The sequence below is a fragment of the Sulfuracidifex tepidarius genome, from assembly GCF_008326425.1.
GTDB lineage: Archaea > Thermoproteota > Thermoprotei_A > Sulfolobales > Sulfolobaceae > Sulfuracidifex > Sulfuracidifex tepidarius.
Map to the genome: position 1 here is coordinate 1,396,499 of NZ_AP018929.1, position 23,187 is coordinate 1,419,685.

Annotated in this window: 24 protein-coding genes; 9 read left to right on the plus strand and 15 right to left on the minus strand. The window is 43.2% G+C overall.

Annotated features, from left to right (window positions below):
- Positions 1-6: 6 nt before the first annotated feature.
- From aroF to IC007_RS07040, 8 genes are all read left to right on the plus strand, one after another.
- The gene (gene aroF, locus IC007_RS07005) at positions 7-999 is read left to right on the plus strand and encodes a 3-deoxy-7-phosphoheptulonate synthase (protein ID WP_054845202.1); all 993 of its coding nucleotides are present in this window, start codon (positions 7-9) and stop codon (positions 997-999) included.
- The gene (gene aroB, locus IC007_RS07010; RefSeq protein ID WP_054845080.1) at positions 996-2,054 is read left to right on the plus strand and encodes a 3-dehydroquinate synthase; all 1,059 of its coding nucleotides are present in this window, start codon (positions 996-998) and stop codon (positions 2,052-2,054) included. Before aroF ends, aroB begins: the two co-directional genes overlap by 4 nt.
- Positions 2,051-2,833 carry a shikimate dehydrogenase family protein gene (locus tag IC007_RS07015; protein WP_054845079.1) on the plus strand — a complete coding sequence of 261 codons (783 nt, stop codon included), beginning with the start codon at positions 2,051-2,053 and terminating at the stop codon, positions 2,831-2,833. Before aroB ends, IC007_RS07015 begins: the two co-directional genes overlap by 4 nt.
- Positions 2,811-3,980 (plus strand): chorismate synthase, encoded by a 1,170-nt coding sequence (gene aroC, locus IC007_RS07020; RefSeq protein ID WP_149528550.1) that lies wholly within the window; start codon positions 2,811-2,813, stop codon positions 3,978-3,980. Before IC007_RS07015 ends, aroC begins: the two co-directional genes overlap by 23 nt.
- Entirely contained in the window at positions 3,953-4,744 is a 792-nt protein-coding gene (locus tag IC007_RS07025) for a shikimate kinase (RefSeq protein WP_054845078.1), read from the plus strand. Before aroC ends, IC007_RS07025 begins: the two co-directional genes overlap by 28 nt.
- On the plus strand, positions 4,728-5,975 hold the full coding sequence (gene aroA, locus IC007_RS07030; protein WP_054845077.1) for a 3-phosphoshikimate 1-carboxyvinyltransferase: 1,248 nt from the start codon (positions 4,728-4,730) through the stop codon (positions 5,973-5,975). The genes IC007_RS07025 and aroA overlap by 17 nt, the downstream gene beginning before the upstream one ends.
- Positions 5,968-6,600 carry a type I 3-dehydroquinate dehydratase gene (locus IC007_RS07035; RefSeq protein ID WP_149528551.1) on the plus strand — a complete coding sequence of 211 codons (633 nt, stop codon included), beginning with the start codon at positions 5,968-5,970 and terminating at the stop codon, positions 6,598-6,600. Before aroA ends, IC007_RS07035 begins: the two co-directional genes overlap by 8 nt.
- Positions 6,601-6,701: 101 nt before the next feature.
- The gene (locus IC007_RS07040) at positions 6,702-7,931 is read left to right on the plus strand and encodes a hypothetical protein (protein ID WP_054845074.1); all 1,230 of its coding nucleotides are present in this window, start codon (positions 6,702-6,704) and stop codon (positions 7,929-7,931) included.
- A gap of 87 nt (positions 7,932-8,018) precedes the next feature.
- Here the strand turns inward: IC007_RS07040 and IC007_RS07045 are convergent, their stop codons facing one another.
- From IC007_RS07045 to IC007_RS07105, 13 genes are all read right to left on the minus strand, one after another.
- Complete coding sequence (locus tag IC007_RS07045) at positions 8,019-8,231, minus strand: SWIM zinc finger family protein (protein WP_054845073.1); 213 nt, start codon at positions 8,229-8,231, stop codon at positions 8,019-8,021.
- Between the two features lie 161 nt (positions 8,232-8,392).
- The gene (locus tag IC007_RS07050; protein WP_054845072.1) at positions 8,393-9,442 is read right to left on the minus strand and encodes an inositol-3-phosphate synthase; all 1,050 of its coding nucleotides are present in this window, start codon (positions 9,440-9,442) and stop codon (positions 8,393-8,395) included.
- Entirely contained in the window at positions 9,435-10,832 is a 1,398-nt protein-coding gene (gene nuoN, locus IC007_RS07055; protein ID WP_054845201.1) for an NADH-quinone oxidoreductase subunit NuoN, read from the minus strand. Before nuoN ends, IC007_RS07050 begins: the two co-directional genes overlap by 8 nt.
- Positions 10,832-14,224 carry a proton-conducting transporter transmembrane domain-containing protein gene (locus tag IC007_RS07060; RefSeq protein ID WP_149528552.1) on the minus strand — a complete coding sequence of 1,131 codons (3,393 nt, stop codon included), beginning with the start codon at positions 14,222-14,224 and terminating at the stop codon, positions 10,832-10,834. Before IC007_RS07060 ends, nuoN begins: the two co-directional genes overlap by 1 nt.
- 4 nt (positions 14,225-14,228) lie before the next feature.
- Positions 14,229-14,516, minus strand: a complete 288-nt coding sequence (locus IC007_RS07065) for an NADH-quinone oxidoreductase subunit NuoK (protein WP_054845071.1) — start codon at positions 14,514-14,516, stop codon at positions 14,229-14,231.
- 1 nt (position 14,517) lies between these two features.
- Positions 14,518-15,018, minus strand: coding sequence for an NADH-quinone oxidoreductase subunit J (locus IC007_RS07070; RefSeq protein ID WP_054845070.1), 501 nt, complete (start codon positions 15,016-15,018; stop codon positions 14,518-14,520).
- Positions 15,002-15,445, minus strand: coding sequence for an NADH-quinone oxidoreductase subunit NuoI (gene nuoI / locus IC007_RS07075; RefSeq protein WP_054845200.1), 444 nt, complete (start codon positions 15,443-15,445; stop codon positions 15,002-15,004). Before nuoI ends, IC007_RS07070 begins: the two co-directional genes overlap by 17 nt.
- Before the next feature lie 260 nt (positions 15,446-15,705).
- Positions 15,706-16,770 (minus strand): NADH-quinone oxidoreductase subunit NuoH, encoded by a 1,065-nt coding sequence (gene nuoH / locus IC007_RS07080; RefSeq protein WP_054845199.1) that lies wholly within the window; start codon positions 16,768-16,770, stop codon positions 15,706-15,708.
- A 5-nt stretch (positions 16,771-16,775) separates the two neighbouring features.
- A complete protein-coding gene (locus IC007_RS07085; protein WP_173569899.1) occupies positions 16,776-17,954 on the minus strand; it encodes an NADH-quinone oxidoreductase subunit D in 1,179 nt (392 codons plus the stop codon).
- 28 nt (positions 17,955-17,982) lie between these two features.
- A complete protein-coding gene (locus tag IC007_RS07090; protein ID WP_054845068.1) occupies positions 17,983-18,462 on the minus strand; it encodes an NADH-quinone oxidoreductase subunit C in 480 nt (159 codons plus the stop codon).
- Positions 18,459-18,848, minus strand: coding sequence for an NADH dehydrogenase subunit 3 (locus IC007_RS07095; RefSeq protein ID WP_149528553.1), 390 nt, complete (start codon positions 18,846-18,848; stop codon positions 18,459-18,461). The genes IC007_RS07090 and IC007_RS07095 overlap by 4 nt, the downstream gene beginning before the upstream one ends.
- A 93-nt stretch (positions 18,849-18,941) precedes the next feature.
- Positions 18,942-19,703 (minus strand): FAD-dependent thymidylate synthase, encoded by a 762-nt coding sequence (gene thyX, locus IC007_RS07100; RefSeq protein ID WP_054845066.1) that lies wholly within the window; start codon positions 19,701-19,703, stop codon positions 18,942-18,944.
- Between the two features lie 194 nt (positions 19,704-19,897).
- Positions 19,898-20,230, minus strand: a complete 333-nt coding sequence (locus IC007_RS07105; RefSeq protein WP_054845065.1) for a DUF2175 family protein — start codon at positions 20,228-20,230, stop codon at positions 19,898-19,900.
- 46 nt (positions 20,231-20,276) lie between these two features.
- Here IC007_RS07105 and IC007_RS07110 point away from each other — a divergent pair, with 46 nt between their 5' ends.
- Positions 20,277-21,419: a hypothetical protein gene (locus IC007_RS07110; RefSeq protein WP_054845064.1), complete on the plus strand. Its 1,143-nt coding sequence runs from the start codon at positions 20,277-20,279 to the stop codon at positions 21,417-21,419.
- Here IC007_RS07110 and IC007_RS07115 read toward each other — a convergent pair.
- Positions 21,406-22,089 carry a Rossmann-like domain-containing protein gene (locus tag IC007_RS07115; RefSeq protein WP_054845063.1) on the minus strand — a complete coding sequence of 228 codons (684 nt, stop codon included), beginning with the start codon at positions 22,087-22,089 and terminating at the stop codon, positions 21,406-21,408. The two genes, IC007_RS07110 and IC007_RS07115, sit on opposite strands and share 14 nt — an antisense overlap.
- A complete protein-coding gene (locus IC007_RS07120; protein ID WP_054845062.1) occupies positions 22,086-23,174 on the minus strand; it encodes a nucleotidyltransferase family protein in 1,089 nt (362 codons plus the stop codon). The genes IC007_RS07115 and IC007_RS07120 overlap by 4 nt, the downstream gene beginning before the upstream one ends.
- Positions 23,175-23,187 lie beyond the last annotated feature (13 nt).

Here is a 23,187-nt window from a genome sequence, read left to right on the forward strand (position 1 = left end):
AAAGAAATGTACATGTTCGTACTGAAAAGCGGAGCAGATACTTCCACTCTCATGGAGAAACTTAAGTCAAGCTCTGCATCGTATAAGACGGTCGATATTTACGGAAAGAAAGTGGTCATAGTGTGGCCTGACTCTGAGGCTGAAAAGATAAATGACGACTCAATAGAGATTTCAACTAAGGTGAAGAGACCTTTCCCGCTGGCTAGCAACGAATGGAAGAAAGAACCCACTAAGATCAAAGTTAAGGACGTGGAAATAGGAGGAGAGAAAGTAGTCGTAGCTGCTGGCCCGTGCGCTGTAGAGAACGAGGAACAAACCCTTACAGTAGCGAAAGCTGTGAAAAGGGCGGGAGCGTCACTTTTGAGAGGGGGAGCGTATAAACCTAGGACCAACCCTTACTCATTCCAGGGGTTAGGAGAGCAAGGAGTAAAGATACTGAAGAAAGCAAGCGATGAAACTGGAATGCCAGTAGTGACTGAAATCATGGATACAAGAGACATAGACGTTTTTAAAACAGTGGACATGGTTCAGATAGGAGCTAGGAACGCACAGAACTTCAATCTCCTCAGGGAAGTGGGTAAATTAGGTAAACCAGTTCTCTTGAAGAGGGGAATGGCTAACACTGTGGAAGAGTGGCTTCAAGCTTCAGAGTACATCCTTTCGGAGAGTAACGGAAATGTTGTCCTCTGCGAGAGGGGAATAAGGACTTTCGAAAAGTCTACTAGGTTCACCCTTGATATAGGAGGAATGATAGCAGCTAAGACTATGACTCACCTTCCCGTCTGTGCCGATCCCAGTCACCCGGCGGGGAAGAGGGAACTGGTTCATTCCCTAGCCCTTGCGTCAGTAGCTGCAGGAGCTGACATGCTTATAATAGAAGTACATCCTCACCCCGAGGTTGCCTTGAGCGACTCTGAACAGCAATTAACTCCTGAGTCGTTCGAGGTGTTGATGAACAGGATCAAGGCTGTTGTCAGTGCTTTAGGTAGAAAAGTATGAAAGAGTTCCTAACTGAGATAGGAGGTAAAGAAGTTAGAACTATAGTGGGAAAAGGGATACTCGGCGAAGCTCTCTCCTCTTTGAAAGGGAAGACTCTCCTTGTGTACCCTACGTCGTTGAAGGACAAAGTGAAAGGAGTAAACAACGAGTTCTTGAGATACGAAATTCAAGACGGTGAACAAGCCAAGGATTTGGAGAGAGCAATGGAGATAGTGGATTTCATGTTCTCTCAGGGTTTCGACAGAGGAGATAATGTGGTAGCGATAGGAGGAGGGACTATATCAGATGTAGTAGGATTCATTTCTTCAATTTACATGAGGGGATTGAACTTAGTGATAGCACCTACCACTCTCCTGGGCATGGTAGATGCGGCAATAGGAGGAAAGAACGGGGTCAACTTCAAGAACGTTAAGAACGTATTGGGGACTTTCTACCAGCCTTCCTTGATCGTGGCTGACACGGATTTCCTCTCAACTTTACCGCAACAGGAAATAACGAGAGGAATGGCAGAAGTCATAAAATATTCCATCGTGCTCGATAAGGAATTCTATGACTTTCTCGCGATGAACCAGGAGGAAATACTCAAAGAGAGAAACCACGGGGTAATTGAGGAAGTAATTACCAGATCCATCAGGGACAAGCTGAACGTGGTCTCTCAAGACGAAAGAGAAACTAAAGGAATAAGAATAGTGTTGAACTTTGGTCACACTATAGGACACGCAATAGAAGCCGGATCTTCTTTCTCCGTCCATCACGGTCTTGCCATTTCCGTAGGTATGACCTGTGAGGCAAAGATATCAGAGGAAATGGGGTACTCGGAGGAAGGAATTGTGGAGGACGTCACTTGGATCCTCTCGAGTTATGGATTACCCATCTCTTCGGAGAAACTCGAAACTAAAATAGACATAGAGAAAGCTGTAGCGTCACTTTCTAAGGATAAGAAAGTGAGATCTAACTACGTTATGATGCCATTGCCTACTAGGTTAGGAGAATGGAGAAGAGTAGACATGCCTTTAGAAACTCTTAATGGCTTTACAAGACAGTGTCTCTCATGATAGACCAGCAAACTAAGTTACTAGGAGTGGTAGGCCAGAACATAGGGTATACCTTATCCCCTGCAATACACAACTTCTCTTTCTCATCCATAAACATTAACGCGGTTTACCTCTCGTTTGATATAAAAGAAGACAAGTTTAAGAAGGCTATAGATGGCCTTCTCGAAGTGTCTTTAGGGCTAAACTTCACTATCCCTTACAAGGAAAGGATCATAGAGTTCTTGGACAGCATAGACGACAGAGCGGAGAAGCTGGGGGCCGTGAACACTACAGTAGGGAGAAGAGGATTTAACACAGACTTCGAAGCCGTCAAGACATTGGTGAAGGAAAGAATAGACAGCTTGGAAGGAAGGAAATGTCTCATATACGGTGCAGGAGGAGCTGCAAGAGCAGCCTCGTTTGCGTTGGCTGAATTAGGTTGCACGATCCTCCTCGTCAACAGAACTAAGGAGAGAGCTGAAGAACTGGCTGACAGAATCAGAGGTTACGGTTACGAGGCGAAGGTGACAGAAGACTGTCACGAAGCTGACGTTACTGTGAACACTACACCAGACCCTGAGAAGTTACCTTGTCACGGATCTAAGTTAGTTATAGAATTCGTCTATAGACCAGTAGAGACAACTCTGATAAAATCAGCAAAAAGTCTAGGAATAGACTCCATCAATGGAATTCAAATACTGGTTAGACAAGCTCTTTACGCTGAAAGACTATGGTTTAATAACTCAGTTCCAGACATGAAAGTGTTGGAGTATCTCTATGCCAGGAAGCTCGTTTGGTAAGGCTTTCAAGGTAACAACTTTCGGTGAAAGCCACGGCCCTGCAGTGGGAGTCGTAATTGACGGAGTCCCCGCTGGGATACCTCTATCTAAAGAGGACATAGAATTCGAGCTGTCTTTCAGGAGACCCGGAAGACTTTTCGTCTCCGGAAGGAGAGAGAAAGATGAACCAGAGATCCTTAGCGGAGTGTTTAATGGTAGAACTACCGGTTCGCCTGTAGCCATCCTTGTGAGGAACACAGACGTGATATCTTCCCTTTATGAGGAAATAAGAGTAAACCCAAGACCTGGACATGCGGACCTGCCCTTCATTTTCAAGTACGGCTATGAGAATTGGGATTATAGAGGAGGAGGAAGATCTAGCGCGAGAGAGACCGTAGGCAGAGTTGCGGCTGGAGCTATAGCGAAGAAATTAATCATGCATCAAGGGACCGTGATCGCGGGATATTTGAAATCTCTAGGCCCAGTCTTCAGTGAAACGAAGGACTTTCGTTCTGCTCTATGCTCAAAGTATAGCCCCGTGAGGGCCCCAGACAAGGAGACTGAGGAAGCTTACGAGAAGCTAGTTAAGGAGGCTACAGTTGAGGGAGATAGTTACGGAGGTATCGCAGAGGTCATCGTGGAGAACGTTCCTAAAGGACTTGGAGAACCGGTTTTCGACAAGATCAAGGCGGATCTAGCTAAAGCTATAATGTCCATTCCAGCGACAATGGGTTTCGAGTACGGCCTAGGGTTCCGTGCATCCTCGATGAAGGGGAGCGAAACCAATGACGAAATAATCAAAAGTGACGGTAAAGTAAGGTGGGCTAAGAACTTGGCAGGCGGAATTTTAGGAGGGATAACGAACGGTGAGAGAATAGTTTTTAGATGTGCCTTTAAACCGACTAGTTCGATCAGAAAACCTCAAAATACAATAAACGTGAAGACGGGTGAGAAAAGCACTGTTTCCGTCAAGGGTAGACATGACCCGGCAGTAGCTATAAGAGGAGTCACTGTGGCTGAGTCCATGACTGCTATAGTACTAGCTGATCATATGTTGAGGAACGGAAACATCAACCCTGCCAAGATAAGTCAGGAAGAAGCCGATACGATACAGAAGAACTGGGAGAGGTACTTGAGGGAATGCACGCGTATGCAGGAATCTCAATAGTAAATGCCATCCCCTCATGGTATGGGTCCTCTGGGGCTGTAGGCCTTAAGGTGAAAGCTGAAATCGAGGAAACAAAGGAGAGAGAGAAAGAGAAAGAGTCGTCACTCATCAGAGAAATCCTAGACTTCTTCGAATCTAAATGGGATATCCCCCACCTTAGGGTAAACGTTGAGAGTGAGGTTCCCCAAGGAAGCGGTCTCAAGAGTAGTAGCGCGGTTTCTGTTGCTATCATCGAAGAGATATACAGAAGGTATAACATAGAGTACTTAGACCCTCCCAAGCTCTCAGCAATCCTCTCCATAAAAGCAGGTGTCTCGTTCACCGGAGCTTTAGACGATGCTTCCTCGTCTTATTATGGAGGGATTTCTTTCACCAACAACAAGAGGTTCGAGATCATCGAAATGAGGGAACCGCCAGATGGAGTGTCTATTGTAATACTCCGCAAGGGTAATAGAACCAACGTTAACTTGAAATTACTGACTAAGTTCTCTTTGACATTCAGCGAGATATTTAAAATAGCCAGGTCTTGTCCATTGAAGGCTATGAGCCTGAACGGTTTCCTAGTAGCCGAAGTCCTTGGCTACCCTAAGGAACCGATAGAAATGGCTATGAAGAAAGGAGCACTGGCAGCGGGAATAAGTGGAAATGGACCGTCTTACTTTGCCGTGACCAAGGAAGGTGATGAAGGACCTATCTATGACTTATTTAAAAAATTTGGAGAACCTATAATAACAAGGTTTGTGAAGGTTGAAGGCCATAATTGAGAGGTCCAGGGTACAAGGAGAAACTAATGCGCCCCCTTCAAAAAGCCAATCGATTAGACTAATATTTGCGTCCCTGAAGACCCCCATTGAGCTGATCGAACTTCCTCAATCTGACGATATAATGGATGCCATTGACGCCGTTACTCTCCTAGGCGTGAGGAGAGAGAGGAAGGAAAGGGAAAGATTACTTCCTCCTGAGAAGATGGAGCTGAAGGATAACTTCATCAAGTTCAGAGGATCTGCTACCACTCTTAGGTTTTTCATTCCTATTGTAGCCTCGATTGGAGGCAAGATCACAATTGACGCAGACCCTCCGTTGAAGTATAGACCAATAAGAAGGATAGTGGAGTCCCTTTCAGATAAGGGGGTACGCTTCTCTTCTTCTACTCTTCCTACAGAAATCGAAGGTAAACTATCCGTTGATGAGGTCGAAATCTCAGGAGACGAAAGTAGCCAATACATTTCTGGCCTGATCTATGGTATGCTATTGCGAGGGGGAGGAAAGATTAAGGTCAAACCACCAACTTCTTCTTTATCATATATAAAAATGACAATTTCCTTGATGAATAGATTGGGAGCAAAAGCAGAGATGAAGGGTAACGTAATCGAAGTTAATGAGAGCGGAGAACTTTCTCCCTTTGTTGGTAAAGTCCCTGGCGATTACGCTTTATCATCTTTTCTAGCTGCAGCGTCTATAATCTCTGGAGGTACCTTGGTTGTACATGATCTAGATAGACCCGAGGAGTACTTCGGTGATCACTCAATAGTCAACTTGTTTAGGGACATGGGTGCAGAAAGCAGATGGGTGAATAACACATGGGAAGTTAAATCTGGTGAAATTAGAGGGATAACAGTCGACGTTAACGATGCGCCAGACCTAGCAGTTTCCATATCTACGTTAGCTATGGCGTCAGACAAGGAAACTATCATTACCGGAGTTGAAAGGTTGAAGATAAAGGAAAGCGATAGAATTAAGACTATAACAGATACAGTCTCCGCATTCGGTGGAGAGGCAGACTATGAGAATAATAAATTAGTTATAAGAGGAGGGAAGATAAAGAGAGGGAAGATTTCATGTCCTTCGGATCACAGAATTGCTATGATGGCTGCAGCCCTGTCCTCAGTTGATGGAGGTGAGATAGATGACGCCTGCTGTGTAAACAAGAGCAACCCTAAGTTCTGGGAGCAATATTCATCCATAGGAGGAAAGGTGAGGATAGTCAATGGTTAAAGTTGTTGCTTCCTTACCTATCAAGGGAAAACAAGATCTTTCTAAAGTTAAAGACATAAGTTCCGATATGATGGAACTTAGGTTGGACTACGTTGAAGACCCATCGTTCATACTTGAGGAGCTTGACTACCTACGTTCCTTTAGAGATAGAGTAATATTCACTATAAGGAGTATACAGGAAGGAGGAGTGAAACACGTAAACGAAGAGGTGAAAGCGAAAATCTATGAACACCTTCATGACTTGAATTTCATCGTAGACGTTGAGGCTGAATTTGCATCTAGACATAAAACGCATGTGGACGAGAACACTATAGTTTCATGTCACTACTTTAACAGAATTCCAGATGTAAAGGAGATAATTCAAAAATTCTCACCTTTTGAGCCTAGTAACCCTTTATTCAAGGTAGCGGTGATCGGAAAACAAGGTTACAAAGGTTTACTCTCTTCCCTTCTCGACATTTATCCTAAGATAGCTGTAATGCCGATGGGAGTAAACCCAATGGAAAGGATAGCTTTCTCGATCTTGGGCTCACAGCTCATTTACTCTTCAGTTGACGAACCAACAGCCCCAGGACAGATGAAATACATAGAGGTTCGTCACATACTTAACTGTATGGGGTTATAGAGAACTCCCTTTAATCGCTATCACCCTTAGTTGAGACTCTGAATTTTTAAATTTGGAAAAAAGCTTATAAATAGAGGACAAACATAAAGCTCAGGTAAAATATGGCTGATGTAAAAACTATAGGCTTAGGAGTTGTAATTCTAATTCTAGTGATAATAGCCGCGGTAGGATTTTTTGAGTATAATTCAATAAACTCTAATTACATGTCACTAAATTCGTCTTATTCTTCTATATCATCCTCATATTCTAACATCTCCGCTAAATATGCCAGCCTAAACGCGAGCTATAATAGCCTTGAGAAGAATTATACCACTCTACAATCAGAGATTAAACCTAAGGTACCAATGTTCATTGAGAGCGGTATTGACACGGTTACGGTCAACTCTTCGTCCGCAACACCTTACATACTTAAGGTAGGATCTATAGAGGTTACAGTTAGGCCTGGAACGATGGTACAGTTCCAGAACGGGACAGTATCGAGACAGTTCAGTTTCTCATTGGTCACTTTCAGCATCAGCGGAGTGTCCTCGCCTTCTAAGGGATTAACTCCCACTTATGCGTTCGCTTTCATGATAAATGGACAAATAGGGACTTTCGCTACGTTGGTACACAATATAAGTGGAAAGATGGTTCCTTATGCTCCTATAACTGTAGTTAAGACAAGCGATAACACCACTTCATGGACGTGGATAGGAGGAAAGCTATACAGCAACGGAACCTACGTTGGAGGGAAATATGCATTTGCCGACAAATGGATCTACGGAGATAACATGATCGCCAACGTACAGTTTGTCAAACCCGTAATCTGGGTATTCGAAACAACTAATTCAGCGGGACAAGCACCTAAGATGGTGAACTTAACTCAGAGCACAGCCTTCGGCTTGACTCCAATAACTTCCTATACATACCAGGTGAACGGAACTACCGGAGCTTTAGTCAGCGCTGGGAACATCGTAGTCTTGATACAGCCTAACACTGAAATAGACACTGGTACCTCGAATCTCACAACATTCGACTTCTCTGTAGTGTATTATGCAGTGTATAATGTAACTGAACCAGGAAACGGATACGTACCCTTTGAAGTGTTCGCCTTCGCTATTAACGGCAACGTATCTTTCAATTATGAAAGCATCAACCAAGCTACAGGAAAGCCTCAGCCATTCCTCACTATAATGAATGTGCCAACATCTAGTCCCGTGGAAATGCTTACTTGGGGTGGTCCAGCTGGAAATTACCATTACGTTCTCCATGATCCGATAGCCGTATACGATGGTACTTTAGTGAACTTCTCTTTCGTGAAACCTGTCCCTTGGGTTGTAGCAATAGAGTGAGACCAATCAATTTTTCGTGTTTTCTTTTTTATGTAACATAACTGTAATTTTTCATGTGTTCTATATATACTTCACAGTCCGTGTTACTCACGACTTTAATACACCCTCTCCCTTTAGCCTCATGAATCTAAGGTATAACTTTACAGCATGTTTACACATTTTCTCTCCACATTCACATTCCGATTGAACTATCTTTCCATTGTCTATTTTTATCTTCACTCTGTAGTAACCCATTGCACACTTCGAAGCTACTTCCCCCTCTACTTCTTGTTTATCTAACTTCAGAATTCTAACACTCATAACTTACTTTCTCCAAGTTATGAGTTAAATATTCTTTAGAAGAGTCGGGGATCAAGACTTCTGGATAGGAATTCAGAGGAAAGATGAAAAAAGATGAAAAAGCAAAAAGTAAAAGAGAATTAAAAGGAATGTAAATTCAGCACTCACACGAAAGGCATCATTCATTCAGTCCGGGGTTCTCTCATCAATTTCGTGAAATTATCCAGTGCTAATCTAGCTTCTTCAAAGGAATTATATTTGTCGGTAGTGTTCTTGAAGTAATAACTGCACACTTCTTTCGTAGCACCGCCCATTTTCTTATCCTTAAGCAACTTAGCATATCTAATTAGGTCCACTAGCGGAGATACAGCGTTTGGTGCATCCATAGTCTTCAATGAAATGTCAACCCTAATTGGGATTCCCACTGAATATGTCCCCTCTATTACCATATAGCTAACCCTCCTATCCCTAAGGAACTCAACGTAATCAGAAGTACCTGCTACCACATCTGCGTCTGAATGAGACGATAGGAATGACGATTTAATGCCCTTCTTCAGGTCCTTCCTCTTATCCTCTAGGGTAACCATGGCCTCTGTAGTACCTGCTATGTCTATTTGGTAAGACCTATTTACCTTAACCCCCCTTGACTTAAGGAAATCTATGAGACCCGCATGAAAGGCCGTCCCTCCTATTTGGCTAAGGAGGTCATCGCCGAAAACTGGAATTCCTGATTCTGCGAATTTATCCCCGAGTAACCTGGTTACCGGAGAGGGAGTCGCATTAATGAATGAACAGCCTGCCTCTAGAGAGGCCCTAGCGTAATATAAAGACGCCTTGTCCGCTCCAGTGGGAAGCAGGTTTAGCACTACTTCAGCGTTAGAGCTCCTCAACTCATCCCTAACTTCTACGGGTTTAGCATCGGATTCCTCTATTATTTCTTCTAGAACGCCCTCCCTTCCATCTAGAGTGGGACCTCTCATGACCGTCACGTCAAAGCCCTCTATTTCTGTCATGGGCTCTACAACGTTAGGTCTTTCAAATATGGCTTTTGATAAAGGCATTCCCACTTTCCTTTTGTCTATGTCGAACGCAGAAACTATCTCTATCTCAGAAGGGGAGATGTGTAAGTCCTCCCTGATACCCTGTATGGTATGCCCTTTTCTCACCATAGATAGGCCTTGAACTAACGCTGAAGCTACGTTTCCCACTCCTACTATCGCAACTTTAACCAAGCTGTGACACCAATACTCCAAATAGCACTGGAGCTAAAATTCCCAACGCTATGCTAAGGAAGGCGGAAGATATAACTGTATCCCTAGATGCAGACTTCACTAGTGAGAACTCCCCCTCTCTGAACATTTCCCTGATTATTGGAATGTAATAACCAGCAGATATCGCACTATTTATGACAGCGATTATAGTCAACCATGGGTACGCGAATGAAGACTCGAAAATGAATAGCTTCCCCCAAAATCCTACTATAGGAGGGATACCTAGAAGACTAAGAACCAGTATGGTCGCTGCAAAGGCGAACCACTTATCTCCTTTAGCTATTCCCCTAAGTCCTGATAGGTCAGGAGTACCTGAGACCCTCTCGAAATGATCTACGAAATGGAACAGACCAGCTTGTGCTATAACGTAAGCTAGGGACTGTATAAGGATAGCCACTATTGCAACGTTCAGGTCAGAGAACAACATGGCGAACGCAACTAAGAAGAATCCCATCTGAGATACAGAGGAGAAAGCGAGTATCGAGGAGACGTCTTGCCTTGAGAAGGCTATGAAGTTACCCACGAATAGGCTTGCTATTGCTAACAGGGAATAGATTACGAGCTCGTAACCGTTAGGGTCACTGTAAATCAGGACCTTTGTGAGAGGAACTATACCTATAAGCTTGCCTACGCTTGATATAATCGAAATTGAAGTCCTATCCGACATGGAGTATACATCAGGTAACCAAGCCTGGAAAGGGAATGATCCTATCTTGAACAGAAATGAAACTGAAAGAAGTGCAATTGAAAGAAGGAATAGAGGCTCATAGATTACATGTTGAGTGAAAAACAGGGAGCCCGTTGATGAAACGTAGAGAGCGAAACCCATGATCATTAGAGATGAGGATATCAGACCCATGACTAGATACTTTATTCCAGCCTTTGTAGATCTGAAGTCCTTTCTCGCCATCGCTATGACATATGTTGCAGCAGAAGACACAGCCCATGAAACTAAAATCATGATAACGCTGAAAGAGAAAGACATGAATAGCAGTCCAAGGACTAAAAGCATGGTAAGAGATACTAGAGACGCCCTAGCCTTCCAATTTACTACATTATCATATCCACCCAAGAGGCCTATTATTCCCCCGACCAGAGATGCGATCGAGAAGAGGTATCCCTCCACGTCCATGTAGACATTCTTGGAGAACAGATAGTACCCGTAATAACCTAGAGTCCAAAATATAATCTCAACAGCCAGAGAGAGCAACATAGATAAAACGGCAAGATTGAAAGCTATGTTAAACCTGCCTTTCGATCCGTTATCTATGTAAAGGACAGCTATTGACGAGAATACTAGGATCACTGATGGAATTACTATAGGGAGGTAAACAGCGAAATCTGCCGACATCATCCTACCACCCCTAGATAAAGAAGAAGTAAAACTAAAAGCACTGCTATTCCCCAAGTGTATAATGAAACATAGTTTGATAGTACACCGTTCTGAACTCCCTTATACACTCTAGATCCAAGGCCTACAACAAGAGATGGAATCATCTCATTTATGCCTCTATCGAGTACTCCCTTCTCTACGTATCTATAAACTCCGCTGGCGAAGGAGGAATATCCATATCCTATCAAGTCAAAAATTGGGTAAACCATCCAGCCATAGTATGCGAAGTCTATTAGGGGAGAGATAAATCTAGTAGAGAACTCCCTTACGTAAACAGTTGACAATGCTATTCCCAACAAAGAGATTCCCAGACCTATAAAATCTATGTAGGTATAGCTCTGAACGTTGGTTACACTACTGAAGTAAGACACAACGTTGGAAACTCCGAGACCTAGGATTATTGAACCTAAGACTAGGAATGCTGGAGCTATTATCATTAGGGAGTTAACCTTATGACCATGAGCTTCGTGTTCAGAACCCTTCCAGAAGAACGTCTTTATAATGTACCTAAGTATATACAATGAGCCTAGGAATTCTATAATAACGTAAAATCCAAAGAAGGTAGAGCTTGACGCCAGATTACCTATGAAGTCATGTGCCCAGAACCCTGCCAAAGGAGGAATGTTAGCTAAGTTGAGGGCAGCTATTAACTGGAGCACGAAGACTGGGGTAAGTACCTTATACAGCTGTGGATAAGATTGTATGTATCTGTTCTCTGTGAAATGAATAACAGATCCAGCGTTCATGAATAGTGAAGCCTTATAGAGACCGTGAGCGAACATCTGAATTAGGCCTACCACTATCCCCACTGTTGGGACTCCTAATACGACTCCAACAGAAGATGAGAACAACATCAAGGAAATCTGGTCTGCAGTTGAGTTAGCTAGTATCACTTTCTGTTCCCTGCTAACCAATGCATTCACACTGGTGTATATCGCAGTGAAGATGGCTAGAGATGCCACTATGTAAAAGAAAGGCGAAGAGTAAACCGTAAACTTCATGTAAGGAAATAGCAGGAAGGAGAGTATTGCTCCTAAATTTACCATGGTAGCAGCATGGATGAGCGAGCTCACTGGCGTTGGACCTGTCATTGCGGTAAGGAGCCACTGCGTGAACGGAAACTGTGCGCTCTTTGAGAGACCTCCTAGGAACAGAACAAGGAATATCACCCATACGTAGGGCATTGACGAGATGGTTGTTATGGCTTCGGTTATACTCCTCCCGTCAAAGGAATTGAAAAGAAGGGAAATTCCTCCGTTCTGATTCCCTGTGGCAACGTACATTAGGTAACCCAAGCCCATCAGGAAGCCTACGTCTGCAGCCCTAGTAAATATGAGAGCTCTAATTCCGCTCACCGTAGGACGGGAAAGGAAGGGTATGCCTAAAACCTTCCTTCCGAAGTCGCCCACTACGTTCTTGTCGTTATCGTCTAGCCAATAGCTTATTAGCCCATACGATGCAAGGCTCGTACCTTCCCATCCTGCTACAAGCGTGAACACGTTATCAGATAGAACTGCCATTAACATGAACGATACGAATATGCCGAAGAAACCCCAGTATCTCCTTAGAACCGAATCTTCCTTCATGTAACCTACACTGTATATTGAAATGAAGAAAGACAGTCCAGCCACAAAGATAGCGAGGATAGATTGCAGAAGCGTTGTACTGAATTGAAGGTATCCTAAAGAGAATGTGAATGATGGTGAGTAGAACAGAGGGTTTCCAAGGTTACGGACTAGGAAGTAAAGTGAAAACACCATTGAGAGACCTATGGTAACGACGTTTATTGCTCCTCTAATGTCCTGGTTCAAAGACCTTGGCGTTGAAAGAGCTATCAGTGAACCTAACGCTGGCATGAAAACTACAAGAGGCAAAAGAACGGAGTTGGATCCTATCCCTTGAATAAAGTTATAGAATGAAAGGTCTGTCAGCTGTGGGAAGAAGAACAGTAAAACGCTTATGAAAGCTATAACGAACATAGGTATGGAATACTCCTTCGCTCCATCTATCTCCTTAGCGCGTTTGATCCCTGAGTAGACTTTTTTGAACAATAATCCTCCGTACGCAGACGATATTGCAATTGCTATGAAAAGAAGTAAGAGAAGGGTCACGAACCAACCCACTCCTATCACGTTGTAAGTCTCCCCAGCTGCAAATATGAGGAGGGCTTCACTAATGAGCCCTACAGAAGGAGGAAGCCCTAGGATGTTGAGTATCCCTATGAAAGACAGTGTAGTATGCAGAGGAGAAGTCTTGAACAGCCCTCCGAGTTCATTAATGTTCCTATTCTCTATCTCAGTGATTGAAGCGCCCGCACTCATGAAGAGGAGAGCCTTTCCTAATCCATGTGATACGTAGATCAGTACAGACGCTAAAATTCCTATTGGAAGGAAGGAGACATTGTTGGACAATCCTAACAAGAAAGAAATCGACGCACCCAGTAACATGTAACCCATCTGAGATACGCTAGAGTAAGCCAGAAACCTCTTGAAGTCTGATTGAGAAATTGCGTTAATCCCACCGTAAATCATTGTTATTAAAGCCCATCCTATGAAGACTGGCGCAAGAAGTGACATGGAAGGGAAGAGGTAGTAATAAATTATTACGACGAATACGCCTAATCCTACCATATTGGGGCTTAACAAGACAGACACGGGTGTAGGGGCCTCGCCGTGAGCGTACGGTAACCATACGTTGAAGCCGGCCATGGCTCCCTTCACGAACATTCCTACTACAGCTATCACGAATAAGAGGTACGCGAAATTCACAGACGAGTAGCTATAGAGCGTGTCATAAGAAGAGTATATGTCCATCCTCCCGCTCTCCAGTCCAATTATGATTATAGATGCAAGAAGGAGGATCGTTCCCACATGCGTCCAGATGAAGTACATCAAGCTTATTCTCTTCCTGTCGCCGTACCCGTAAACCGCTATTAAGACGAAGGAAGTAACTAGAGCCACTTCAAGGAAGATATACAGTTCCAATAAGTTAGTCGATAACACTACGTAAAGCATTGATACCGCGAATAGAGTGAACATGCCGTAATAGAGTCCCCAACTTTCACTCCCTTCGAACTTGTGCTTCATGTACCTTAGAGAGTAAGGTACGGTAGCTAGGGTAACTACCAGGATTGTGACTATGAAGGGAAAGTTGAGGTCGTTCACTACTAGTCCAAAATTTCCTATGTAAGAACCCACGGAGAAGGTCTCAAATAGACCGTACTTGAAAAGGAAATACACGTTTAACGCTATTGATACTCCCGATACTATTGAGGCTATTTTCTTGTCTTTGACTAAGAGGATCGAAGAAGCCAACACGAGACTTATAATTAAAATGATAAATCCTAACATTTTTTCAATCCACCTCGAGAGAACCCTTTTGTCTATAATAGAGGATTATGGCCGCGAAAGCGACCACTACTTCTGTTAATGCCATCCCAATGGCAAATATAGAAAAAATTATAGGCTTATAAAGCAAACCTACAATGAGAGAAACTGAAAAAAGAAACAGGAGTGATGCATTTAATATAATCTCAGAAGATAACAAAACTCTAATCACGTTCTTGCTGACTATTATCCCGTATAGACCTACAGCCACCAGGACTATTGAGAGAGATAAACTCATGTATCCTATCAGTATCATTTTAATCCCTCCTGGCTAAAGTTATGGCTTCTATCAGGGTTGTAAGCAGAGCTATCACTAACACCACTGCGGGAAACCAAAAGCCACTTAGAAGGTCGTCTGCAAGCTGTTGGAGAGAGACTGGAGATATTTCAGGGCTCGAAGACGATGATAGACCTAATATAACAGAAAGGAATAGGACTACAGCGGAAACTGCGACAGCAATTCCAGAAGGAGTTACTTGCTCCTGTTTGGCGTATAAATCCTTGAATATGACCATGGATACCGACAAGAAGACTACTGTAGCTCCAACGTAAAGGAGTATATGGAAAGCTGAATAGATGGAGTAAGACGCAGGAGCTAGATCAGCTATTAAAACTGCTATGGATATGCCTAAGAAGGCTAACGCTACTGCAGAATAGAATACATTCTTAGAGTTTAATATAAATATAGCAGAAATAATAGACACTATAGAGAATATTCCAAATATCACAACCTGAAGTATATCACTCGTCAGGAACATATTTTATCCCCTTCTTCTCATCTATTACAGTTTTCATCTTCTTAACAGGTCTTTCTAGTGAAAGAGGCTGGTCGAAGTTTCTATTGAATTTGTCAGGCGAGAACACTAGATCTCTCCTATTGGAGAAAGCAGCGTCGTGAACCCTGGTCTCCTTTAAAGCGTCAACAGGACATACATCGACACAGAACCCACAAAAGACACATCTACCATAGTTTATAATTGGAATCTTCTTTCCTTCATCAGTGGTCATCTTCATCGCATCAGCAGGACATATGAGAGCACACAAAGTACATCCTATGCATACGTCCTTATAGAGTCTGATCATTCCGCGGTATCCCGTTGGAAGGGAAAGGGCTTCCTCAGGGTAGAACAGGGTTATTCTCTGTGGCTTCACCAAGTATTTCATCCCAGTACCTATGCTTTTCACATGATCTGCGAATAGTTTAGCCGGATTAGTTCTGGAATATTCCTTGAAAACCGGTTGAACCTTGCCTTGCTTTTGCGTCTTTGTAGCAGGCGCGCCGGGCTGATTTCCTTGCTTTTGTGCCTGCCCTACAGGAGCATTCTGATTTCCAGGAGCGCTAGCAGGAGGTTTGCTGGCCGCTTGAGGTTGATTGCCCTGCTGTTGGCTTCCCTGATTCTGATTTCCCTGTGAACTTTTATTTTCCTTCTTTTCCTCATCCTTCTTTACAGCCATAAGTAACCCACCACCATTCCTATTACGAGAGAAAATAACGAAAGGGGAAATAAATACTTCCAGCCACCCCTTAAAGCTTGATCTATTCTGTACCTAGCGTAAACTGACCTGAGAAACACCGCAAAAAGCACAACTAATGCTGCTTTGAACACAGTGAATACCAGACCAGGAAAGCCAGAGAATGGTAACCATCCACCCAAGAATAGATCTACAAATAAAAGTGCATACACTAGGTTCACTATATAGGAACCCGCCATATTAAGGACGAATAGGAACCCGCTGTATTCTGTATAAGGACCTATCACCACTTCTGTCTCGGCCTCAACTATATCGAAGGGGAACCTAGAGCTTCCTATTAACATTGCAACAAGGAAGACGAACGCTGCCACTGGATTCGCTACGAACCCTGGAATACCGCTTTCAACTATCCTTGCTATGTCCAGAGTGTGATATTCAAGAGCTAAGGACAGAGTAGACATAAGAATAAGGACGTCATAAGATACCGAGAGAAACGTCTCCCTAAGTGCTCCGACTATTGCAAACCTATTGTTAGTTACCCATCCAAGGAAAACTACGAAAACTGGGTAAATTGCTTCAAGACCGAGGATAATTATCAGATTATACGAAGTGAAATAGCCAGCTACAACTCCTAGATCAAGCCTTTTGTCGAGGAAAGAGAAATAGTAAGGCGAGAAGATGGATCCAGTCCTAGGTATTACTGAAACTGGTATTAACACTATCGGGAGGAACGAAACTACTAGGACTAGGATAGGACTGAGTATGTAAAGAGTTTTATTGACCGTATTTGGTATTATCATTTCAGAGAACACGAACTTAAGAGCGTCGGCAAAGAGCTGAAGGAAACCTCCTATTCTCTTCGAGGCGTAGTAAGGACCGACCCTCATCTGAACCCTCGCTGCTGCCTTTCTTTCGAACCAGATTACAAAGAGTAGGAAGACTAACGCGAAGATTGCCCCTGGGAATATAACTGTAACAAAAAACGAAGGATAGAATATGTAAAATTTGAGGATAGATAAAATTGATAAGAAGTTCACGTCTTTCACCTGTCTGCCTCTGGCGGGAAGTAATCGAAGCTTCCATAGACCGAGACCAAGTCTGCGAACCTTGAGCCTTTAAGCAGCTGCTTGAAAGCGTATATCATCCTATAGGAGGGAGTTATCATCCTCAGCCTGAATGGTTTTGGAGAACCGTCACTTACCAAGTAGTAGAATAGCTCACCGCGTGCAGCTTCTACCCTTGAGGAAGCCTCTCCCTTCGGTGGCCTAAAAGACGCATAATACCCAGGCAGGACTATCCTGTGCTGTCCTTCCCAGTACTTCTTGAGCCTTATCGGGGGTATTTGCTTGAAGAACCTGTCCGACAAGATGTTCCCCTCTGGTAAGTCCTTCATTATCTGCTCAAGGATCCTCATGCTCTGTTCCATTTCGTCTAGCCTCACTAAACCTCTGGCTAACCCGTCACCTTCCTTATATACTGGAATTTCGAAATCCAGGCTTGAGTATGCCGCATAAGGCTCATCCTTTCTAACGTCAAAAGGTACTCCTGAGGCTCTAAGGTTAGGTCCTACAGCCCCCCACTCTATAGCTTTCTCCTTAGTCATTACACCAACATTCTCTAGCCTAGCTCTTATCGTAGGATTATAGAAGAATATCTTTCTCCAGTCCTCCAGTTTCCTTCTTGTGTAATCTATAGCTTTCTTGGTCATCTCCATTATCGCAGGCGATATATCCCTTCTGACGCCTCCTGGTATTATATATGAATTAGTTACTCTAGCTCCAGTTAACGCCTCGAGGATAGTGACCCATACCTCCCTATCTCCGAAACCCCACATGAATGCTGTTGAATGTCCTAGAAAGATCCCAAGAATACCTAAACCGTAGAGGTGGCTCGCTATCCTGTTAACTTCAGCTGCGAAGCTTCTCAGGTACTGCGCCCTTTCTGGAACGTCAGTCGCTATTATTTTCTCGACTGCCATGACGTAGCCTAAATTCATGTGAATCGAATCAAGGATAGCAGGCCTTTCTACTAAAGGTATTAAGTGCATATAATTTCTGTTCTCTGAAAGTTTCTCAACGGCTCTATGGACATATCCCACGTCGAGCTCAGCATCTTCAATTATGTCACCGTTGAGCTTCACGTAGATCCTCATGTGCCCAGAGCCAGGGTGTTGGGGCCCTACATTAAGTTCACCCTCTACTGGAACTATATCTATTTCCATCCCAGAGGAGGAAAGTATTTTATCCATATCAGACTGGCTTGTCAACGAAAACACCTTCTAACTTAATCTTGAATGATTTCCTCAAGGGGTAGACTCCCTCGAAGTCTTCCGGGAGGAACATCCTCCTCATGTCCGGGTTTCCTTCAAAAAATATTCCTAACATTTCGTAAGTTTCTCTTTCTCCAGTCCAAGCACTCTCATACACTGAATAAAGTGAAGGTATCTGTGGGTCTTCGTATTTCGTGGAAGTCCTCAGAGCCACGATAGCGCTCGTTAAGTCCTTGTCTGAATAAGAGGACAAGTGATAAACGACCTCAAATCTGGATTCCTCTGCATAATCCATTCCCGTCACTGATATGACGTGATCTAGTCCCTTGCTTTTCAAAATAGATGCTACTTCCCTCAGTTTCTCCTTTTCCACAGTAATTCCGAGTCTGTTCTGTGATTCCATCTTTACCTGAATTTTTGAGGCTTGAATTTCTTTCATTAAATCGTTTAGGTTAGTCATCTTCTCAACTCCCAGTTGACTATGATGTTTATCTGCTTTATGGCGTAATTAAGCATTGGATAGAGAACTACTATGAAGGTCCCAACTATAGCCGTGAGATCCCTGAACAATATCAAGTTGGAAGTGTAAGCAGCTGAAGCTACCAAGAACAGAAACACTATCAATGGCTCAAGGGTAGTGTAAATCAGCAAGTATCCATAGTATTGAAGAGGAAACCATAGCCTACCTTCTCCTGTAGGTATGTTTCCAGCCTCGAATCTACTCACTTTCACCGGATTAGGCTCGGAAGGCACTATGAGGGATATTATCCTGTACCCCCCATATCCCGCTCCGAAGAATATCAGTATAGGAAGACCGAAGGCTAGAAACGCCTGCGTTAGAGCCATAGCTCTTCTACTACACGTTAAAGAAGAAAAAAAGAGTGTGTTTCAAAAGTTTGTTTAAAAAGTTTAGATACCTACAAACATGTATCGGTGTAACTAGAAGTGTTTCGAATTTGAAATGCACTTTACTATACCGTCTCTAGGCACGCCTTCAATACAACGTTGAGATATAAACTCTTGTTCAACACTTAAGTTGTCTAGTGTGACTGGGGTATTTCTAATGAAATTTTCGTGGATGATACAGGACGGACCAGCATACTTGAAGAGACGTGGGTGGACTCTCTTGACCTCTTCGAGCATAGACCACGCTATCTTCCTGATCTCCCATTGCGCCCGTGAACAGAGACGGAGGGAGAAGAAGTTGTAAAGTTCGCGTGCATTCATGGTTATCACGATGTTAGTGTTGACCCCGTTTGGCAGAACGTATCTGGCGTCTTCCTCCGGGACACCTTGAGAAAGGAGAGAGTAGTATTCCTTATAAACCTCTCTGTACGCCTCGTCATATGCCTTCCTTACGTTCTCTCTCTTCTCTGCAGATGGCGGCATCACAGGATCATAGTACTCATCAACGGGCTTAGCGAAGCGGTGTGACATCTGAGTGTAAGACGCTACACGATGCCTAACAAGCTGGTGAGAGGCTACACGTGAAATACCCTCTACGGAGAACGTATAAACGCTATGCTCTAGGGGAGACCAGTAGCCGTGCAGGACGGCGTCCTCAATCCAAGTGTCAACTTCCTCATCTGTCATGCTCTTCTCGTGATGCTCCCATCCTTTTCTGCTCCTACTCATCTTTGACGCTATCGCAACTACCCGTTCCCCGTCTTGAGTATAAGATACGAGTTTTACAAAGAACATTTTATACAGATATGAAATTTGATGAGTTAGGGCTTTAAGGTATTTTGCTTCTAAACGAGTACTCTTCTTCCTCTAAACGATAATGATTGCGTTAAATAAGTGTCGTTTTCATATAGGAGGATATAACCTTAAAAACAGGATTGTGCTACATTCCTTTCTGTTTTATCATAGTAAAATAGAGCAAAATAAAAAAATTACTCTTCAATTTGACTTAAATTAGAGGCTAATCTGGTGAGAACGCCTGACTGCTTCTCAGCGTCCTTTTCTATTTGATCTAAGCTCTTCTTTATTTCCTCATTTGCGATTGACGACATGGTCTTCTTGTATTCGGTAATCCTCAGCAATTCCTTCTCTAGCATATCTAGAACGACCTTCATTTCCTCTGGAGGAACCTTTGAGGTCTTTATCGCTCTATCCCTGAAACATGTGTAATGGACGACCCCACTTTTCATGAAGGTAAAAAGTTCGTCCCAGTATATCGTATTCCCACAAAACGCGCAAGCCCACTTTGTTGCTGGTCTGGACATCAGAAGAAGTAGAAATTAAATACAAATAAGTGTTACGCTTTACCTAATGATAAACAGTAAGATTTTAGAGGACTCTAAGTTTTACGATAAACTGATTGCAGTCGAGTTTGAAACTGACCGAAATGAAAAGGTAGACGAAGCCATTGACTCCTTCAATGATAAACTGATAAAAGTCAAGATTGATGCCGGGGAATATCTTCAGTATGCTTTGAGACTGACCGGAGGAAGATACCCCACTATAGCTATACTGTCGCCTGAGATGAACGTCATTTCAATAATAGATAAAATAGAAGACGACTTAACCAGAATAATAAGGAACAGCATAGATGCGTATAAGTTCAAGGGTTATAAGGGTATACCACTCACGGATTTCGTACCAATTCCCGTGGATCCAGACCCGTCACTTTTCTTCAACTCGATAAACGCTATGCTGAGGGGGTACAAGGTAGACTTGAGGGGAATGGAAGTATTCAATACCTATTGTAATGTCTACCCAGAATATAACAAAATGAAGGAAAAAATTAATGTCGATTCAGACGTTATGGTACTCCTCGGGAAAGGAGATCTAAAGGAATCACCGTACACCGCGCAATTGTCTTTACAAGTCTACTACGGACTGAGGAAAGTAGACGATATACTGGATCTGATAAGTCCTGACGGTGAGGTTTTCAGGAGCAAAAGGAAGGAAAACAAGGGACTCCTAATAGATGAAGCGTACGCAGGCAATGCGCTCATTAACGAATATGAAAGAACGGGCAGGGAAGAGTTCCTCAACAAGTCCCTGAAAATAGAGAATTTCATCATGAGTAACCTCAGACATGAGAAAGGCTTCATGGACGTCGTCAAATCGGATAAGATCACCGAGCACGTAGTTCTAGAGCCTTTAGCAAACGCAGAGGCTTCGATCTTCTTCGCTAAGCTTTTCAACGTATTAGGGGATCAGAAGTACGCAGAGGCTTCAAGACTCTCCATGGCTTGTGCTAACGGAGGTGCGCCAAATAGCGTAGAAGTGCAGGAAAGGATAATGTCAGCCTACATGAAGTTGAATGAAGGAATCAAGAGCAACGACCCCTCTTTGCTAGGAAAGGATTGCAGAATAGAGATACCCAAAGAGAAACCCGATTGCAGACTTAAACAAGACGATAAGTGCTACGATGACCTGTCATCGATTCCTTTCAAATCCTTTTAAAATAACTCTTGATTAACGCCCCCAACTCCGACCTTCCGCCTTCACATACCAGCCTTATCCCTTTCCTGGGATCAGTTATTTTAGTTATGCCCAAGATATTGACGCCATGGCTTCTTAAAGAGTGAGGGGCATTTATTGACGAGACCCCAGTCACTGCTACGTTATCAGCTGATACCATAGAAAGGATTTTGTCGATGCTCCCGTTAACGATCGCAGACCCGTAGATTATCGCGTTAGCACACCTATCTCCCTTGAACGAGGAGAAGCTTCTCCTCTTCTCTGCAAGGTTTTCTACATTATAGAAATCGTAAATAACGTAATCCCCTCTTGAGAAAATAGGAGAATATCCAAAGACGCAAGTCTTACCTTCGTCCAAGGTATCTTCTATTTTGCCTTCCTGGAATCCGTCTACCGAGTTCAAGGCTGTCATTATCGACACCGACAAAGAACGTTGAAGAGGTTCTTCTAAGTTCTTTGATACCACGTCCATAGCACTAGCACCTACCAGAGACCCCACACCGTTTACCTTTCCTTCGGCTATAGTGTGAGAAATCCCCACTTCTCCATTATCCAACATTGTTGAAGTGAAAGAGTGACCCACACAGACGTTGAGTATACTTCTCTTTTTAAGTTCCGGCTTTAACTCCTCTACGATCTCCTCAACTATCATAGAATTATCTTCCCCTTCTCGGTTACAGCTTCTGAAACTTCCTTGTACGGGAGAATTATAGTCTTTAAGTTCAACATGACCCCGTCCTTTGTGGTCACTTCCTCTCCCAGAATTGAGCCGTCCATGATTCTGTTCCATCTCCCTATCCTGCTATTGTCTGCAACGATAGTGTTGGTCATGTAACTGTAATCTCCGACTCTCACTCCCTCCATGAGCAGGACTTCTTGTAAATACACGCCCTCTCCTATCTTGCTTTTCTTTCCAATTACGGTGTTGGGGTTCACATACGTCCCTCCCCTTATGGAAACGTCGTCTCCGATGTAATAGGGAGGATTTAACGTAGCGTTTTCGCTTACTTTAGCTGAAGGTGAAATATAGCCCTTTGGATACCTTCTGACCAGAAGCTCAAAGTTCAACTTCAAGTAGTCCGATGGAAGACCTATGTCAGCCCATATTCCATTATACTGATAGACTGATACACAACACTTTTTAAGAACTTTAGGCATAAAATCTTTACTTATAGAATAAGGGAACTTACTTATCTCCTTGAATAGATCTTTTCTAAACACGTACATACCTGCATTGATCAGGTTGGAGATAGGGTTCTTGGGTTTCTCTATCAGTTCTACCAATTTATCGTTCTCCTGATACAATACACCGTATCTCCTTGGGTCGTTAACCTTGGTTCCAACTATAGTTGCACTACATCCTTTATTTACATGAAAGGAAATTAGGTCCTTGAAGTCCATCTCACTGAATATATCACCATATATAACTACAACGTCGTCGTCTAGTTCAAAGTTATCCACAATGTACTTCAAAGGACCTCCATCTCCTAGAGGCTCCTTCTCAATCACCGGCTTCACGAATGAATTAGCTCCACTGGACTCCAGATAGCTGATTAACTTATCAGCCATGACCCTCAGGGAAAGATATGCGTTTGTGACCTTTGCCTTCTCCAAGGATTCCAAAGTATATTCTAGAATGGGTTTGTCCAAGAGAGGAAAAAGGGATTTGGGTTTAGTGAGGCTAAGCGGTCTCAGTCTTGTTGCATATCCTCCTGCCAATACTATAGCGGAAACCATAAATTATTATAAA

Bases quoted from the DNA above. Each gene is read 5' to 3' on its own strand.
- aroF (WP_054845202.1), top strand. From the start codon at position 7: ATGTACATGTTCGTACTGAAAAGCGGAGCAGATACTTCCACTCTCATG.
- aroB (WP_054845080.1), top strand. From the start codon at position 996: ATGAAAGAGTTCCTAACTGAGATAGGAGGTAAAGAAGTTAGAACTATA.
- IC007_RS07015 (WP_054845079.1), top strand. From the start codon at position 2,051: ATGATAGACCAGCAAACTAAGTTACTAGGAGTGGTAGGCCAGAACATA.
- aroC (WP_149528550.1), top strand. From the start codon at position 2,811: ATGCCAGGAAGCTCGTTTGGTAAGGCTTTCAAGGTAACAACTTTCGGT.
- IC007_RS07025 (WP_054845078.1), top strand. From the start codon at position 3,953: ATGCACGCGTATGCAGGAATCTCAATAGTAAATGCCATCCCCTCATGG.
- IC007_RS07035 (WP_149528551.1), top strand. From the start codon at position 5,968: ATGGTTAAAGTTGTTGCTTCCTTACCTATCAAGGGAAAACAAGATCTT.
- IC007_RS07040 (WP_054845074.1), top strand. From the start codon at position 6,702: ATGGCTGATGTAAAAACTATAGGCTTAGGAGTTGTAATTCTAATTCTA.
- IC007_RS07045 (WP_054845073.1), bottom strand. From the start codon at position 8,231: ATGAGTGTTAGAATTCTGAAGTTAGATAAACAAGAAGTAGAGGGGGAA.
- nuoN (WP_054845201.1), bottom strand. From the start codon at position 10,832: ATGTCGGCAGATTTCGCTGTTTACCTCCCTATAGTAATTCCATCAGTG.
- IC007_RS07060 (WP_149528552.1), bottom strand. From the start codon at position 14,224: ATGTTAGGATTTATCATTTTAATTATAAGTCTCGTGTTGGCTTCTTCG.
- IC007_RS07065 (WP_054845071.1), bottom strand. From the start codon at position 14,516: ATGATACTGATAGGATACATGAGTTTATCTCTCTCAATAGTCCTGGTG.
- IC007_RS07070 (WP_054845070.1), bottom strand. From the start codon at position 15,018: ATGTTCCTGACGAGTGATATACTTCAGGTTGTGATATTTGGAATATTC.
- IC007_RS07085 (WP_173569899.1), bottom strand. From the start codon at position 17,954: ATGGAAATAGATATAGTTCCAGTAGAGGGTGAACTTAATGTAGGGCCC.
- IC007_RS07090 (WP_054845068.1), bottom strand. From the start codon at position 18,462: ATGACTAACCTAAACGATTTAATGAAAGAAATTCAAGCCTCAAAAATT.
- IC007_RS07095 (WP_149528553.1), bottom strand. From the start codon at position 18,848: ATGGCTCTAACGCAGGCGTTTCTAGCCTTCGGTCTTCCTATACTGATA.
- thyX (WP_054845066.1), bottom strand. From the start codon at position 19,703: ATGTTCTTTGTAAAACTCGTATCTTATACTCAAGACGGGGAACGGGTA.
- IC007_RS07105 (WP_054845065.1), bottom strand. From the start codon at position 20,230: ATGTCCAGACCAGCAACAAAGTGGGCTTGCGCGTTTTGTGGGAATACG.
- IC007_RS07110 (WP_054845064.1), top strand. From the start codon at position 20,277: ATGATAAACAGTAAGATTTTAGAGGACTCTAAGTTTTACGATAAACTG.
- IC007_RS07115 (WP_054845063.1), bottom strand. From the start codon at position 22,089: ATGATAGTTGAGGAGATCGTAGAGGAGTTAAAGCCGGAACTTAAAAAG.
- IC007_RS07120 (WP_054845062.1), bottom strand. From the start codon at position 23,174: ATGGTTTCCGCTATAGTATTGGCAGGAGGATATGCAACAAGACTGAGA.